The organism is Sphingobium sp. FG125 (assembly GCF_057809795.1).
The window spans coordinates 60387-76250 of record NZ_JBMDKQ010000018.1 but is presented as its reverse complement, the minus strand read 5'-3'; the positions used below and the strand labels follow the sequence as shown (position 1 = coordinate 76250).

The 15864-nt window shown below is 64.1% G+C and carries 18 protein-coding genes; 10 read left to right on the top strand and 8 right to left on the bottom strand.

The features are described 5' to 3' along the window. Positions 1-96: 96 nt before the first annotated feature. Both ACODSR_RS16170 and ACODSR_RS16165 read left to right on the top strand, forming a co-directional pair. Positions 97-660 carry a helix-turn-helix domain-containing protein gene (locus ACODSR_RS16170; protein WP_489077663.1) on the top strand — a complete coding sequence of 188 codons (564 nt, stop codon included), beginning with the start codon at positions 97-99 and terminating at the stop codon, positions 658-660. Between the two features lie 58 nt (positions 661-718). Further along, on the top strand, positions 719-1894 hold the full coding sequence (locus ACODSR_RS16165) for a glycosyltransferase (RefSeq protein WP_489077662.1): 1176 nt from the start codon (positions 719-721) through the stop codon (positions 1892-1894). A gap of 104 nt (positions 1895-1998) precedes the next feature. Here the strand turns inward: ACODSR_RS16165 and ACODSR_RS16160 are convergent, their stop codons facing one another. Further along, a complete protein-coding gene (locus tag ACODSR_RS16160) occupies positions 1999-3615 on the bottom strand; it encodes a molybdopterin-dependent oxidoreductase (RefSeq protein WP_489077661.1) in 1617 nt (538 codons plus the stop codon). A 107-nt stretch (positions 3616-3722) separates the two neighbouring features. On the opposite strand from ACODSR_RS16160, the gene modA reads away from it, so the two are divergent. Beyond that, positions 3723-4490: a molybdate ABC transporter substrate-binding protein gene (gene modA / locus ACODSR_RS16155; protein WP_489077660.1), complete on the top strand. Its 768-nt coding sequence runs from the start codon at positions 3723-3725 to the stop codon at positions 4488-4490. Positions 4491-4492: 2 nt separating this feature from the next. Here modA and ACODSR_RS16150 read toward each other — a convergent pair whose 3' ends face one another. The 7 genes from ACODSR_RS16150 to thiS form a co-directional block, all read right to left on the bottom strand. Then, complete coding sequence (locus ACODSR_RS16150) at positions 4493-5773, bottom strand: capsule polysaccharide biogenesis protein (protein ID WP_489077659.1); 1281 nt, start codon at positions 5771-5773, stop codon at positions 4493-4495. After that, positions 5766-7292, bottom strand: a complete 1527-nt coding sequence (locus ACODSR_RS16145; RefSeq protein ID WP_489077658.1) for a capsular polysaccharide export protein, LipB/KpsS family — start codon at positions 7290-7292, stop codon at positions 5766-5768. The genes ACODSR_RS16150 and ACODSR_RS16145 overlap by 8 nt, the downstream gene beginning before the upstream one ends. A gap of 37 nt (positions 7293-7329) precedes the next feature. Beyond that, positions 7330-8625: a glycosyltransferase family 4 protein gene (locus ACODSR_RS16140; RefSeq protein WP_489077657.1), complete on the bottom strand. Its 1296-nt coding sequence runs from the start codon at positions 8623-8625 to the stop codon at positions 7330-7332. Positions 8626-8679: 54 nt separating this feature from the next. Beyond that, complete coding sequence (locus tag ACODSR_RS16135; RefSeq protein WP_294135998.1) at positions 8680-9120, bottom strand: HIT family protein; 441 nt, start codon at positions 9118-9120, stop codon at positions 8680-8682. Positions 9121-9127: 7 nt separating this feature from the next. Further along, positions 9128-9763 carry a CoA transferase subunit B gene (locus ACODSR_RS16130; RefSeq protein WP_489077656.1) on the bottom strand — a complete coding sequence of 212 codons (636 nt, stop codon included), beginning with the start codon at positions 9761-9763 and terminating at the stop codon, positions 9128-9130. A 2-nt stretch (positions 9764-9765) separates the two neighbouring features. Then, positions 9766-10476, bottom strand: a complete 711-nt coding sequence (locus ACODSR_RS16125; RefSeq protein WP_489077655.1) for a CoA transferase subunit A — start codon at positions 10474-10476, stop codon at positions 9766-9768. Positions 10477-10554: 78 nt separating this feature from the next. Further along, a complete protein-coding gene (thiS, locus tag ACODSR_RS16120) occupies positions 10555-11556 on the bottom strand; it encodes a sulfur carrier protein ThiS (protein WP_489077654.1) in 1002 nt (333 codons plus the stop codon). Between the two features lie 123 nt (positions 11557-11679). Here thiS and aroQ point away from each other — a divergent pair, with 123 nt between their 5' ends. The 7 genes from aroQ (at position 11680) to ACODSR_RS16085 (ending at position 15748) form a co-directional block, all read left to right on the top strand. Next, positions 11680-12120: a type II 3-dehydroquinate dehydratase gene (aroQ, locus tag ACODSR_RS16115; protein ID WP_489077653.1), complete on the top strand. Its 441-nt coding sequence runs from the start codon at positions 11680-11682 to the stop codon at positions 12118-12120. A 107-nt stretch (positions 12121-12227) separates the two neighbouring features. Then, positions 12228-12704 carry an acetyl-CoA carboxylase biotin carboxyl carrier protein gene (accB, locus tag ACODSR_RS16110; RefSeq protein WP_489077652.1) on the top strand — a complete coding sequence of 159 codons (477 nt, stop codon included), beginning with the start codon at positions 12228-12230 and terminating at the stop codon, positions 12702-12704. A gap of 13 nt (positions 12705-12717) precedes the next feature. Next, positions 12718-14067: an acetyl-CoA carboxylase biotin carboxylase subunit gene (gene accC, locus ACODSR_RS16105; protein ID WP_489077651.1), complete on the top strand. Its 1350-nt coding sequence runs from the start codon at positions 12718-12720 to the stop codon at positions 14065-14067. A gap of 42 nt (positions 14068-14109) precedes the next feature. Next, positions 14110-14382, top strand: coding sequence for a BrnT family toxin (locus ACODSR_RS16100; RefSeq protein WP_489077650.1), 273 nt, complete (start codon positions 14110-14112; stop codon positions 14380-14382). Then, the gene (gene brnA, locus ACODSR_RS16095; RefSeq protein ID WP_489077649.1) at positions 14363-14587 is read left to right on the top strand and encodes a type II toxin-antitoxin system BrnA family antitoxin; all 225 of its coding nucleotides are present in this window, start codon (positions 14363-14365) and stop codon (positions 14585-14587) included. Before ACODSR_RS16100 ends, brnA begins: the two co-directional genes overlap by 20 nt. Next, positions 14584-14928: an arsenate reductase (glutaredoxin) gene (gene arsC, locus ACODSR_RS16090; protein ID WP_489077648.1), complete on the top strand. Its 345-nt coding sequence runs from the start codon at positions 14584-14586 to the stop codon at positions 14926-14928. Before brnA ends, arsC begins: the two co-directional genes overlap by 4 nt. A gap of 70 nt (positions 14929-14998) precedes the next feature. Then, entirely contained in the window at positions 14999-15748 is a 750-nt protein-coding gene (locus ACODSR_RS16085) for a ParA family protein (RefSeq protein ID WP_119747754.1), read from the top strand. Positions 15749-15864: the final 116 nt, after the last annotated feature.

Sequence of the window (15864 nt, the reverse complement as noted above, 5' to 3'; positions counted from 1 at the left end):
TCTCCTTTTGACGATGGGGAATCGGGAAATCAGCCTTGCCATGGCGGATAGTTTGTAGGAAAGAGAAAACCAAATAGGTTATTCAGCGAGGCAGATATGATCACCCGCATCCGCGAAGTCCGCAAGGTGAAGGGGCTGACGCTGGAACAGGTCGGCGCGCTGTGCGATCCGCCCACGACCGCCCAGACGATCGGCCGTCTGGAAACCGGCACCCGCACCGTGTCGATCAAATGGCTCAATCGCATCGCGCTGGCGCTCAGCGTCACCAGCGCCGAACTCGTCGCCATGCCGGGGCAGAGCGAGGTGCCTGTCGCCGCGCTGCTGGGGCCGGACGGCGCGCGCGCACCCACCCGCCCGCTGGCATTCCCTTCCCCCGTTGCCGCCGATGGCATGGTCGGCGTCCATGTCAGCGCCAGCATCGGCGACTATCGCAGCGGCGACGCCATCTGGTGCCGCCGGATCGCGCCGGAGGATTTTGCCAGCGCGCTCAACCGCGACATTCTGTTGCCCCGCCCCGCAGGCCGCTTCCTGTTCGGACGCCTGATCGGGCGGGAGGGCGACCGTTTGCAGCTGCTGCCGCTGGGTTCCGGCGCGCGCCAACTGGTGCTGACCGACCCGCCATGGGCCGCAGTCGCGGAACAGCTCGTCCGACGGCTCTAGCAAAAAGGTTGGTGGCATCTTAACCCAATAGCAAAGGCTCCTGCGCGAAAGAGAGACCATGACGCTTAACGTCCTCATGCTATCGACCCTCTTTCCCGACATCAGCCGTCCGACCTTCGGCGTGTTCGTCGAACGGCAGGCGCGCGAACTGGCCAGCCGCCCGGAAGCCAACGTCACCGTCATCGCCCCGGTCGGCCTGCCGCCATGGCCCCTCTCGCTCGCCCCGCGCTACGCCCCGCTGCACGCGCTGCCGCGCCGCGAGAAATGGCGCGAACTGACCGTCTATCGCCCGACCTTCCCGATCATCCCCAAATTTGGCGGGCGGACCAATGTGTGGACCATGACCCGCGCCATCTTGCCGCTCGTCAAGCGGCTGCACGCGGAAAAGCCGTTCGATGTGATCGACGCCAGCTTCTTCTTCCCCGATGGCCCGGTGGCGCAACGCCTGTCGCGCGCGCTGGGCATCCCCTACTCCGTCAAGGCGCGCGGCGCGGACATCCACCATTGGGGCAGCCAGCGCGGCACCCGCAAGCTGGTGCGGCAGGCGGGCGACGGTGCCACGGGCCTGCTCGCCGTATCGGACGCCATGCGCCGCTCGATGGCCCGCATGGGGATGGAGCAGGACAAGATCCGCGTCCATTATACCGGGGTCGATCTCGACACGTTCGAAATCGCCGACCGGGCGGAAGCGAAGGCCGCGCTCGATTTTGACGGGCCGGTTGTGCTGTGCGTTGGCGCGCTGATCCCGCGCAAGGGGCAGGATTTGCTCGTCCGCGCCTTGCTGCTGCTACCCGACGTCACTTTGCTGCTGGCGGGACAGGGGCAATATCGGCGTCACCTTGAAAATCTGGCGCAGGAACTGGGTGTCGACCGGCGGCTCGGCTTTCTAGGCTCCGTTCCCCACCATAAATTGCCGCGTATCTTTGCCGCTGCCGATGTGATGGCACTGCCCTCGGCCTCCGAAGGGCTGGCCAATGCCTGGGTCGAGGCGCTGGCCTGCGGCACCCCGATCGTAATCAGCGATGTCGGTGGCGCACGCGAACTGCTCGACCGGCCGGAAGCGGGGCAGATTGTTGATCGTGAGCCGGAGGCCATCGCTACCGCCATCCGCGCGATATTGGACAATCCGCCAGATCGCGAAGCCGTGCGCGCCGCCGCGCTGCGCTTCACCTGGACGGCCAATGGCGACGCCCTGCTCGCGCATCTTCAAGGGATTGCAGCAACCCCCCGCTGACGGGCTGTCCTACTTCGGCCCAAGGCGATAAGATCGCATGTCGGCATTCCGATAGGATCAGGACTGCGTAACAAAATGTCGCATTTGCCGGGAAAAGTGCGAAGTTAAGCGAATCTCGCCCGTCCGTCCGGCGTCGGGAAATGACCGCCATCGAACGGCACTTCGCCCCAGCGCCATGGCGTCAGCTCGTCATAGGCCGGGTTGGAAATCGGCGCGTGCCGCCGCAGGTTGAGCAGCCGCGCACCATCATTGCCATAGGCGGTCAGCCGCGCATGTTCGCGATAAATGTCGGCGGGCCGCTCATAATGGAAGGCATCGCTCCACCCCATCGCCTGCGCCACTTTGGTCAGCATCCACCAGTCGGGCTTGGCATCGCCCGGTAACGGGAACAGCCGACGCTGGCGACTGACCAGCCGGTCCATGCCAGTCAGCGTCCCGTCCTTTTCGACCCAGGCGGCAGAGGGCAGCAGGACCGACCAGCCATCGCCCTGCTCCGCCAGCATGTCGGTCGACCGGATCGCCAGCGGGACAAGCCCTCGCGCCTCGCCCAACCACGCCGCCGCCGCCGGGTCCGCGCCGATGCTCCACAGCGCCTTGACCCGCCCGTCGCGCATCGCCCGCAACAGCGCCTCCCCCTCCAGCCCCAGCCCGTCCGCCAGCAACCGCGCGCCCCAGAAGCGGGCGATGCTGGCGCGGGCATCGGGCGCGAAATCGCAATGGGCGGCCAGACTGTCCGCCACGCAGCCGGTTTCGCGCGTGCCCATGCCATTGGCCGCACCGGTCATGGCAAAGGGCGTCGCGCCGGGTCGCCCGATCCGTCCACTGGCAAGGTGCAGGTTGATGACCGCAGCGGCCAACTCCGGCGTATCGTCAGCGCAGAACAGGGTAACCACTCGGTCCGTCACCGCCCATTCCTCGTAAAAGGCCCGGATCGCCGTCGGCGTCAGCCCGGTCGCGCGGGCGATCGACCAGATATCATGCCCCGGTCGCAACCCGTCCCAGAAGCCGTCCGGCACCGCGACTCTCCGCGCCAGAAAATCCGCATCATGCTGTCCCTTGTCATGGCCATGCAACAGCGCCCCTGCCAACAGCCGCACGACACTGCCGGGCTTCACGTTCAAACGCAGATCCGCCTCGATCGCAGCTCCCTCGCCCGTCAGCAGGACAAGCCGCACACCCGCCTGCCGGGCTGCCTGCACCCGTTCCAGCAAGACCGGATGCGCCATAATCCCATCCCCCACCAGCAGGATCGTCGCCGCGCAATCAATATCCTCATAAGCGGCAGGCATCACATCTTCGCCGAACGCCCTGCATTGCGCCGCACTGCTTCCGTCTAGCCATGGCGTATGGATATGGGCCGACCCGAAAAAGCCCTTCATCAGCTTGTTGGCGACATAATAATCCTCGGTCAGCAGGCCGCCACCGACATGCAGCGCAATGCTGCCCGGACCATGGCGAACCAAAATGGTCGTCAGCCGCCGCGCAAGCTGCGCGATCGCCCGCTCCCATCCGACGGGCCGCCCATCGACCAATGGCTGGAGCAACCGTCCCTCCAGCGGCATCGCGGCATCGCCCAGCGCCTGCCCGCGATCACACAGCAGCCCGCCATTGGCCGGGTGCAGCCGGTCGCCCTCTATAATGACGCGACGATCAGTGTCGGTGATCGCGCGGATGCCGCAGCCGACGCCACACTGGCCGCACTGGCTTCTGACGATCGCCATGTCAGCGCGGGTTCCTGATCATGCGACCTCCTCTAGCCGATTGATCCGCGCGACAAAAGCATGGTGCGACGCTTGCATCGCCAACAGGGCGAAGGCAGACAGACGGCATGATCCGACGCTTGCTATCCGCCATCGCGCTGCTCCTGCTTCTGGCCCCGACGGCACAGGCCACACCCGACAATCGTGGCCCTTTGGTGCTGGCGGCGGCCAGTATGCAGGAGGCGATGACCGCCGCCGCCGATGCATGGACAAGGCAAGGCCATGCCCGCCCTGTCCTGTCCTTCGCCGGTTCCTCCGCCCTGGCGCGGCAGATCCGGGCGGGTGCGCCCGCCGACCTGTTCCTGTCGGCGGACGAGGACTGGATGCGCGATGTCGAGCAGGGCGGGTTTGTCGTGCGCGGCACCCGCACCAATATGGTCGGCAACCGGCTGGTGCTGGTGACGCCAAAGGCCAAACCAGTGCGCCTGCGGATCGGGCGCGCCATGCCGATCGCGCGGGCGCTGGGCAACGGGCGGCTGGCCATGGCAGACCCCGACAGCGTGCCGGCGGGCAAATATGGCAAGGCGGCACTCACTAACCTTGGCGTATGGCCCAGCGTCGCTGGCAGAATCGCGCGCGGCGACAATGTCCGCGCGGCGCTGGCGCTGGTCGAACGGGGTGAGGTGCCGCTGGGGATCGTCTATGCCACCGACGCGCGGGTCGCCAGCGGCGTTGCGATCGTCGGCGCTTTCCCGGCGCGCAGCCATCCGCCGATCCGCTACCCGATCGCGCGCCTGACCGGCAGCCGCCACAAGGAGGCCGAAGCATTCCGCCGCTTCCTGCTCTCGTCAACCGGCAAAGCGATCTTCACCCGCTACGGCTTCACCGCCCGTTAAGATCAGGTCGCGGTATTCGACGCGATGAAATCGCTGACCTTGGGCGTGACCAGTTTCAGATGGCGGCGAGTTGATCGCTTCACCGGCGCCAGTCGATCCGCCGCATTATCGACAAGCATCTGCAAGCCTTCGTCGCTCAACAGCCCGCCGCGAATCAGGCAGCGATCGGCCAATACCTGCCGGAAGGCCGAATAGAGCGCCATGTCGGGTGGCGACGGGTCTGTCCAAAATGCGTCCAGCCCCTTCACACTGACCATGCCGGGCACCTTGTAGACCGCATGACCAAGGACCACGACCGGCTTGCCGCTGTTTAACGCCAGCGTGCCGACCGTGCTGTTGACCGTGACCACGCCAATCGCCTTTTCAACGACCTCGGCAATGTCCCAATCCGACAGATAATGAATGCGATCCGCGACGCCATAATCGGTCGCCAGACGCCGGATCAGCCGATCCCAGGCGACCAGGCCGGAATCGAGCGGATGTTGCTTGATGACCAGCAGGACGTCGGCGGGAGCATGATGGGCAAAGCTCTTGATGACGAAGCGCAACGCCGCGCGCATATCACCAAAGGGCGAATGGATGCGCAGCTGATAATCGGAATTGAGCTGCAATGGCAGGGTGAAATAGCGCTTCCCTTCGACCTTGGCCCAAGCTTGCGCTGACTGCTGCATATCGCGGCGGCGCATCATCAGTTTGCGCCCCCAGGACAGCGATTCCATCAGGAAACTGTGCGGCCGGTGCGTGCGGTAGAAGGGGAACAGGGGCCGCAACACCGCAGCGGCAAGGCCAGTGCGCATGGTATTGCGGGCGCGGGTGCTGAAATTGGACGGGATTGTCGGCTGATTCTCGTCCAGCGGGGGCAGGCCGCGTGCCTGCTCACGATACCATTGCGGGTCGAGCGGCAGGGTGGAATTGCCATTCACCCCGTCAGCCTGAAGCGTCAGGAAATCGGGGCGGATATAGCCCTCCTCCACCACATGGACGCGCAGGTCGCGCAAGCGCGCCATGCCATGCGCGCTGGCATGATAGGGGCGGCAGTCGCCGTACAGGATCAGGTCAGTGACGCCATGGGTGACGACGAAATCGTCGAAGAAGAGCGGCCAGTTGCGGAATGTGCCGCGATAGTCGGTCGCATCGCCGGGCCAGTCGACCTTGTCGCCGCCATTGATGTTGATTCGCAGCGCGGCATGGCCCCGCGCCCGCAAAGCGTCGGCCAGCATCGCGAAATAGGGACCATGCGGTCCTTGCAGGAACAGAAATGTCTTGGATGGGCGGTTAGCCATGTAGAAACTCAGCGGACAAGGTCATAAAACGTCGAAACTTCCCCTGTAGCGCCCGCAACGCGATGAGCCATGTCATCGGCGGCGTCGATCCATCCGCCATGCGATCCACCATGATTTCGGGACCGCACGGCAACCGCGTTACCGGATCTAGATAGCGAGGATAGAGAATGAGAGCGGCCGCGACAAGCTGATCCACGCTGAGTTGACGCCCGCGCCGCGCACTGGGCTGGGCCAGATCGCGCGTCAGCCCCCACCCCGCATAGAAGGGCATACCGTGGACCGTTACGGAACGGCCGCGCATCAGCGCCTCGAAACCGGTCAGGGAGGAGAGGACATGCAGTTCATCAATGGCCTGCACCAGCTCCATCAATGGCGCACCCGTGTCGATCGCATCGGCATGGGTGAGGACGACAGCCTCAGGCAAATGCCCCTTGCGATGCCCCGCCTGCACGTCGGGATGGGGCCGATAGATAATCCACGCGTCCGGTTCGGCCCGGCGCACCCGCATCAGAAAATCGAGATTGCCGTCGACCCCTGCCCCGCCCAGCCGCACCGACAGGTCGTCATCGACCTGGCCGATCGCCAATACCGTGCGCCTGCCCGCTGGCAGGTCGATCATCCGCCCCGCTTCCGGCCCATATTTGGTCACGCCGGTCGCACAGACACGTTCGCGCAGGCGGCGGGCGCGATCGACCAGTGCGGGTGGAAAGTCGTGCGTCGCCAGTAGCGTTTCCAGATCATTGGCGGCGCGCGCATTATAATAGATGCCGGTCCGATCGACCACGACGGAGCCGGGCGGGTGCAACCCCGCCCCCAGTCCGCGCGATCGCAGAAATCCATCCTCGACCCGCGCCAGCGCAACGCCCTGATCGGCGGCATCCTGCGGCAGGGTGACGGGAACGCGCGATGGCCAGACCGCCAGAGCGCCCTTGTCCCGCCGGGCGCGGCGCAGGCCCCGCTCGGCGGACAGGAAGGGCGGAGACGACATGCCGTCCCACAGGAAATGACGGATCGCGTCGCGCTTCCAGAAGGCCATGCCGCTGGCCGCCACAATGCCGCGATTGCCGTCGATATGCCGTCGCCAATCGGCCAGCTGCGTCACCGCCTGCATCGCATCGACCGGCTGGCCGGTGAAACAGTCGCGATAGCGGGCGGCGGCGATTCGCGCCTTGAGCGTAGCGCGCAAATGATCAGGGTCGATGACCGCGCCATCGGGACCGATGACCGGAACCCCCTGCAGCCCCGCGATCAACGCCAGTTCGTCATCAGCCTGCGCCTGGATCGACTGCGCCTGCGCGACCAGCGCCCAGGGATCGCACTCTGTCGCAACGGATCGGCCTCGCTCATCGGGTCGCGCGCCCCAGAATGTGCCGCCAACCCGCGCCGCAACGATCGCGTCCAGCACCGCGTCGTCGACCGGCGCACCCACCTCGCCCGCGGCCCGCAACAGGCTGACAGCCGCGAGAGACGTGTCGATGTCGGGAAAGGGCGGGGACCGCAGGAATGGCGTTGAAATCATGATGGCAGTCAGTTCATGGGCTTGGGCCGATGCAAGGTCAAGAAACAGAGCTTGTCACATCTTCCAGCAGATCGGTCACAATGTCGAAATAGTCGCGCCAGGTGGGCGCACGCCAGACCGACAGCCGGGCAAGTTGGGCCGCACGATCAGGCGAATCCGGCTGGCTGTAGTTGCGAATCGCCTTCATCCAGCCCAGCCCGTCGAGCGGATCGAGATAATCAGGGGCGTCGCCGCCCACTTCGCGATGGGCCATGATGTCGCTGCATATCACCGGCACGCCTGCGGCCAGCGCCTCGACCACCGGCATCCCGAAGCCTTCGGCAAAGGAGGGCATCAGCATCGCGCGCGCATTGGCGACCAGCGCCTGCATCCGCGTGTCGGACACTTCACCCGCTTCGATCACATGGCCGCGCAACGCTTCGGCGCGATCGAGCAGATCGACGACATTCTCATTTTCCCAGCCGCGCCGGCCGATCAACACCAGCACCGGGGCTGCATCGCCCAATTGCTCGACCAAACGCCGCCAGATGGTGAGCAGCAGCAGGTGATTCTTGCGCGGTTCGATGGTCGAGATATAGACGAAATAGGGGCGATCAGGCAGCACCTCATCCCGACCACCAAATATGTCCGGGGCATCCGCGCCGAAATGGGCGACGCGGACCGCCCGCCCCGCCAGGCCGTTCGCCATGTGCGGTTCCAGCGCGTCGATCGTCGCCTGGCTGTTGCCGATGATGCCGCTGGCAAAGCGGTCAATCGTGCCTACCCGCCGCCGATGTTCGTCCGCGCCCTGCGGCCGGGCATATTCGGGGTGGCTGAGCGGGATCACGTCATGCACCAGCGTCACGAATTTCGCCCCCTCGGCGCGCAGGATCGCGCCGACCTGATCAGCATCATCCAGATGGTGCGGCGACACTTGCAAATAGAGGCGCGGCCCGGTCGCGCGTGGCACCGGGCGGGGGCGCAGCGCAAACATATGCCGCACCGTCGCCGCCCGGCTCTCCCGCGCGTCGGCAACCCCGGCATTGCGCCATTTGGCCGCCGTGAAGGCCAAAAACTGCCGCACCGCCGCACTATCGAGCCGACCATAATAGCCGCCCGCCGGGTGGACCGCAGCAAAGGACAGCCGATCGGGAATCCGCTCCAGCAATTCGCGGGCATAGACATATTCCACCCGGTCGATGCCGGTCGGCGCGGGGTGGAAGGAACGCGACAGCAGGCGCGACAGGTCGAGAATGACCTCGCTCTCACCCCGTTGGCCCTGAAACAGCGGGCTGGCCCGTTTGGTGCGGAGCGCCAGCCGCGCACCGGGCACATTGAAGGGACGCAGACCCATATCAGCGTCCGCCGGCAAAAAGGGGCGCGCGCCCCGCAAAGCGATGGAGGCGCATCAGAGGTGCGCGCGAATCTCTTGCGCCAGCGCTTTGAGCGCATCGGCGTCCGCGAACCCGCCCTGCCCGTGCGCCGCAAATCCCGTTGCCTGCCCGGCCCAGCGCGGCACGATATGGACGTGGAGATGGAACACGGTCTGTCCCGCCGCCGCGCCATTGAACTGGGCGATATGCAGGCCGTCGGGGTTCAGCGCGGCACGGATGGCGGTCGCGACCTTGCGGGTCGTCGCCATCACCTGCGCCAGCGCATCCTCCTCAATCTCCAATATGTTGCGCGCCTTCGACCATTTGGAAATGACCAGCGCATGCCCCTTCGACTGCGGCTGAATGTCCAGGAAACAGAGCGTATCGGCATCCTCATACAGGGTGACCGAAGGGATCTTGCCCGCAAGGATGAGGGCAAAGACATTGCCCTCATCATAGACGCCGTCGAGGCTCATGACGCTCTCAGACCAGATAATGGGCGGTGGTCTTGGCGGCGACTTCCTCCGCCGTGACGCCGGGTGCCATTTCGACCAGCGTGAACGGGCTGTCATGGTCGGGGCGCTGGAACACGCACAGGTCGGTGATGATCATGTCGACCACATTCTTGCCGGTCAGCGGCAGGGTGCAGGCCGGGATGAATTTAGGATCGCCATTTTTGGACGTATGTTCCATCACGACGATGATCTTCTTGACGCCCGCGACCAGATCCATCGCGCCGCCCATGCCCTTGATCATCTTGCCGGGGATCATCCAGTTGGCGATGTCGCCATTTTCGGCAATCTCCATCGCGCCAAGGACGGTCAGGTCAATATGCCCGCCCCGGATCATCGCGAAACTGTCGGCCGAGCTGAAATAGGCGGTCTGCGGTACTTCGCTGATCGTCTGCTTGCCCGCATTGATCAGGTCGGCATCCTCCTCACCGTCAAACGGGAAGGGTCCAATACCCAGCATCCCGTTTTCCGACTGGAGCGTCACTTCTACGCCTGCGGGAATATGGTTCGCCACCAGCGTCGGGATGCCGATGCCGAGGTTGACGTAGAAACCGTCTTTCAGTTCCTTGGCCGCGCGGGCAGCCATCTCATCACGAGTCCATGGCATGATTAAGCGGCCTCCCTCTGGCGAACGGTGCGGAATTCGATTTTCTTGTCATAGGGCGCGCCGATGATCATGCGCTTCACATAAATGCCGGGCAGGTGGATCGCGTCCGGGTCCAGGCTGCCGGTTGGTACGACTTCCTCCACTTCGGCGACGCAGATTTTCGCGGCGGTCGCCATTGGCTGGTTGAAGTTGCGCGCTGTCTTGCGGAAGATCAGGTTGCCGCTCTCGTCAGCCTTCCAGCCCTTGATGATCGCCAGATCGGCGAAGATGCCGCGCTCCAATATATAATCCTGCCCGTCGAAGCTTTTAACTTCCTTGCCTTCCGCAACCGCCGTGCCAACGCCGGTCCTGGTGTAGAAGCCCGGAATGCCAGCGCCGCCCGCGCGGCAGCGTTCGGCCAGCGTACCCTGGGGACAGAACTCCACCTCCAGCTCACCAGCCAAATATTGCCGCTCAAACTCCTTGTTCTCGCCGACATAGCTGGCCATCATCTTCTTGATCTGGCGCGCGCGCAGCAGCTTGCCCAGGCCGACATTGTCGATCCCGCAATTATTGGATGCAATGGTCAGGTCCCTGGTGCCCTTTTCCAGAATCGCATCGATCAGCCGCTCCGGGATACCGCACAATCCAAAGCCGCCCGAAACGATCTGCATGCCGTCGAACAGCAGGCCCTCCAGCGCGGCCGCGGCATCGGGGTAGAGCTTGTTCACCATGCGGGTTCCTCCTGTTTCTCGGCAAACGCATAGGCACAAGCAGTGAGCCGGTCAATTTGCCGCAACCGCAAAAATTCGTCAGATGAGGCCGGCGAGCGGACTTGAAGGATCGGCATACATGCGCTTGCCCATGCGCCCGGCGCGATAGGCCATGCGGCCCGCTTCCACGCCCGCTTTCATCGCGGCCGCCATCAGCACCGGGTCTTTTGCTTCGGCGATCGCGGTGTTCATCAGCACGCCGGTGCAGCCCAGTTCCATCGCCTGTGCCGCTTCGGACGCGGTGCCGACACCGGCATCGACCAGCACCGGCAGCTTGGTGCCTTCGACGATCAGGCGGATGGTGACGCGGTTCTGGATGCCCAGCCCCGACCCGATCGGCGCGCCCAGCGGCATGATCGCGACCGCGCCGACATCCTCCAGCCGCTTGGCCGCGATCGGATCATCGACGCAATAGACCATCGGCTTGAAGCCTTCCTTGGCCAAAATCTCGGTCGCGCGCAGCGTTTCGACCATATCGGGATAGAGGGTGCGCGCTTCGCCCAGCACTTCCAGCTTCACCAATTCCCAGCCGCCAGCCTCCCGCGCCAGCCGCAGCGTGCGGATCGCGTCCTCGCCGGTGAAGCAGCCTGCGGTGTTGGGCAGATAGGTGATGACCTTGGGGTCGATATAATCGGTCAGCATCGGCGCCTTGGGGTCCGACACATTGACGCGGCGCACCGCCACGGTGACGATCTCCGCCCCCGACGCCGCGACCGCTGCCGCATTCTGCTCGAAACTCTTATATTTGCCGGTCCCCACGATCAGGCGCGAGCGGAACGTCTGACCTGCGACGGACCAGCTATCGTCTGCAAGCGAAGCAACGTCACCGCCACCGACAAAATGCACGATCTCCAGCTCGTCACCATCCTCGACCATGACCTGCGCCAGTGTCGATCGCGGCACGACCTCCAGATTGCGCTCCACCGCCACCTTTTCCGGCACGAAGCCCAGATCGCTGGCCAATTGGGCCAGTGTCAGCCCGTCGCGCACACGGCGATGTTCGCCATTGATGTGGATGGATATGGTGCCGTCGACGCTCACGATATGCGGTCCCGTTCATGCAAGATGGAAACGTGTCTCGACTTGGCGCGACACGAAAGGCTAAAGATCGTCGCCGCATATAGGGGCGCTTGTCCCCTGCTCGCAACAACCAAGGGGAACGCCGTGGCGGATACGCGCAAAATCTATGTGCTGAACGGTCCCAACCTCAACATGCTGGGAACGCGCGAGCCGGAAATATACGGCTATGACACGCTGGACGACATTGCCGAGCGGATGGAGGATGCGGCGACGCGCGCCCATGTCGCGATCGATTTTCGCCAGTCGAACCATGAAGGCCATCTGATCGACTGGCTGCAGGAAGCCAATCAGGATGGCGCCCATGCCGTCATCCTGAACCCCGGCGGGCTGACCCATACGTCGGTCGCGCTGCACGACGCGATCAAGGGCATTACCGTGCCGGTGATCGAGGTCCATCTGTCCAACCCGCACAAGCGCGAGCCATTCCGCCACAAAAGCTATGTCGGCATGGCGGCCAAGGGGACGATCGCAGGCTTTGGGCCGATGTCCTATATGCTGGCGCTGGAAGCCGCACTCGAACTCTAGCGGCCATCGCCCTGCTTCGGGCGAACGCTACAAAGTTGCGCTTTGGCGCAAATCGGCATAGGCGCTGGCCGCAATTATCACGTCTAGATGCGAAACAAGGGTCAACCATGAACGACAAGCAGGAAAAGGGCGCAATGCAGGTGGATGTCGCGCTGGTGCGCGAACTGGCCGCACTGCTCGACGATACCCACCTGACCGAGATCGAGGTCGAGGATGGCGATCGCAAGATCCGCGTCGCCCGAAAGGCTGGCGGCGGCGCGCCCATCTATGCGCCATCCTACGCCCCTGCCCCCACCGCCCCAGCTGCGGCCCCGGTGGCCGCGCCCGCCGCCGAACCGGCAGCACCCGCTGGCACGATGGTCCGTTCGCCGATCGTCGGCACCGCCTATCTGTCGGCCGAGCCGGGCGCAGCCCCCTTCGCCCGCATCGGCGCGCAGGTCGCCGCTGGCGAGACGGTCCTGATCATCGAAGCGATGAAGGTCATGAATGCGATTGCCGCGCCAACGTCCGGCACCGTCAAGGCGGTGCTGGTCGATAATGGCCAGCCGGTCGAGTTCGACCAGCCCCTGATCGTCATTGAATAAGGCCGCGACACCCATGGCCATTGAGAAGCTGCTGATCGCCAACCGCGGCGAAATCGCGCTGCGCATCCATCGCGCCTGCCATGAAATGGGCATCAAGACGGTCGCGGTCCATTCCACCGCCGACGCCGACGCCATGCATGTGCGGCTGGCCGACGAGGCGATCTGCATCGGACCACCTGCCGCGAAGGACAGCTATCTGAACGTTGCGGCAATTATCTCCGCTGCCGAAATTTCGGGCGCCGACGCGATCCATCCGGGCTATGGTTTCTTAAGCGAAAACGCCAAATTCGCCGAAATCGTCGAAGCCCATGGCATCGCCTTCGTCGGTCCCAAGCCCGAACATATCCGCACCATGGGCGACAAGATCGAGGCGAAGCGGACGGCTGGCGCTCTCGGCCTGCCGCTCGTCCCCGGTTCCGACGGCGCGATCAGCGATCTGGAGGAAGCCAAGGCGATCGCGGAAAAGGCGGGCTATCCGGTCATCATCAAGGCCGCGTCCGGCGGCGGCGGTCGCGGCATGAAGGTCTGCACCTCGCCCGATGACTTGGAAACGCTGATGCAGCAGGCCGGATCGGAAGCAAAGGCCGCTTTTGGCGACGCGACCGTCTATCTCGAAAAATATCTCGGCAATCCGCGCCATATCGAAATCCAGGTGTTTGGCGACGGCAAGGGCAATGCCATCCATCTGGGCGAACGCGACTGTTCGCTCCAGCGCCGCCACCAAAAGGTGCTGGAAGAGGCTCCCTCTCCGATCCTGAGCCAGGCCGACCGTGACCGGATCGGCGGTATCTGCGCCAAAGCCATGGCCGACATGGGCTATCGCGGCGCAGGAACGATCGAATTCCTCTGGGAAGATGGCGAATTCTACTTCATCGAAATGAATACCCGGCTTCAGGTCGAACATCCGGTGACCGAAATGATCACCGGGGTCGATCTGGTCCGCGAACAGATCCGCATCGCCGAAGGCAAGCCGCTCTCGGTCGCGCAGGAAGATCTGCGCTTTACCGGTCACGCCATCGAATGCCGCATCAATGCCGAAGATCCCCGGACCTTCGCGCCCTCGCCCGGCACCGTGACCCGCTATCATGTCCCCGGCGGGATGCATGTCCGCGTCGATAGCGGCCTGTATCAGGGCTATAAGGTGCCGCCTTATTATGACAGCATGATCGGCAAGCTGATCGTCTATGGCCGCACCCGCGAAGGCTGCATCATGCGATTGAAGCGCGCCTTGCAGGAATATGTGATCGAGGGGATGAAAACCACGATCCCCCTGCATCAGGCGCTGCTGGAGGACCCGGAGTTCCTGAACGGCGACTATAGCATCAAATGGCTGGAGGAATGGCTGGCGCGGGACGCAGGCTAACAGCCGACGGTTGCAAAATTATACCCTTTTGGTAGTATGCCGATGTTCGAGTTCGATCCCGTCAAAAGCCAATCCAATCGGGAGAAGCACGGGATCGACTTCGTCGCGGCGCAAAGCCTGTGGCTAGACGATCGACTGATCGTCATTCCGGCGCGTCAGGGTGAACCACCCGAACGGCGCTGGCTGGCGATCGGGCGTATCGACGGACGCCATTGGTCGGCGATCTTCGCCGAACGGCATGATCGCATCCGCATCATATCGGTGCGGCGGGCGAGGCGGGAGGAGATTAACGTCTATGACCGGGAAGAGCCTTGATGATCGCTTCGATAGCGGCGAGTCCGTCCTGCAGGATTTTGACCTGGCTGCCGCGACCCGCCCCAATCTGACGCTGCGCCGGGTCAATGTGGATTTCCCCAGCTGGATGATTACCCGGCTGGACCAGGAAGCGCGCAGACGCGGCGTTTCCCGGCAGGCACTGATCAAAACATGGCTTTCGGATAAATTGGATAGTGCGGCATGAAGGCCACCATCTGGCATAATCCCCGATGTTCCAAGTCGCGCGCGGCGCTGGCGATCCTTGCTGAAACGCCGGGCATTGACGTTAGCGTAGTGGAATATCTCAAGACGCCACCAAGCCGCGCTGAGATCGCGGCAGTGCTGGCCAAAGCCGGGGTGACGCCCCGCGATGCGCTGCGCAAGGGCGAGAGCGTGGTGAAGGACATCGCCCTCGACACCAGCGACGACGCCGCCATCCTCGATGCCATGGCCGCGCATCCGATCCTGATCGAGCGCGCCATCGTCATCACGGACAAGGGCGCGGTCATCGCCCGGCCCCCGGAAAAGGCGCGTGACGTCCTGTAACGTCACGACTGCGTAACATTGCCATGATTGAGGGCTTGCTTTGGCGGGAGGAAGCCGTAGCCTTCACCCCATGGCAAAGGAACCGGCATTGGCGACTATCGCCGTTTACAGCCTGAAGGGCGGGGTCGGTAAAACCACCTTCGCGATCAACCTCGCCTGGGCGTCTGCGAGCATATCGAAACGGCGAACCTTGTTGTGGGATCTGGACCCGCAGGCGGCGTCAAGCTGGCTGATTTCCACCGACAGCAAGAGCCGCGACGCCGCGCAGGCGATCTTCAGCAAGGATGTTGAGGTCCGCAAGCTGATCCAGCCATCGACCGTGCCGGGGCTGGACCTGATCGCGGCGGACACATCGCTGCGCAGCCTGGACCATCTGTTCCGCGAGATGGACAAGAAGAAGCGACTGTCCAAGCTCATTGAGAGCCTGGGCAAGGATTATGACCGCATCATCCTGGATTGCCCGCCGGGCCTCACCGAAACCAGCGAGCAGGTGCTGCGCGCCGCCGACCTGATCGTCATCCCAGTGATCCCGTCCCCCCTGTCGCAGCGGGCGATGGGCGAAGTCGCACGCTATCTGGTGCAACGCGGCGGCAGCCATGCGCCGATCCTGCCGGTCTATTCGATGGTCGATCGCCGCCGGACCCTGCATCGCAAGGCGCTGGACGAACAGCCCGGCTGGCCCGCCATCCCGATGGCCAGCACGATCGAGCAGATGACGGTGCGTCGCAAGCCGCTGGGCGCCTTTGCCCCGGCATCGCCGCCAGCCAAGGATTTTGCCGCGCTGTGGACCATGGTGGAACGACAGTTGCTGGGTAATTAGAGTGGGATGACTTCACCTTGACCCGTTCGTTTCGAGCGAAGTCGAGAAACCGCGCGCGAACGTTTCTCGACTTCGCTCGAAACGAACGGAGGTTGGGGGTTTCAACCTGAAGCCAT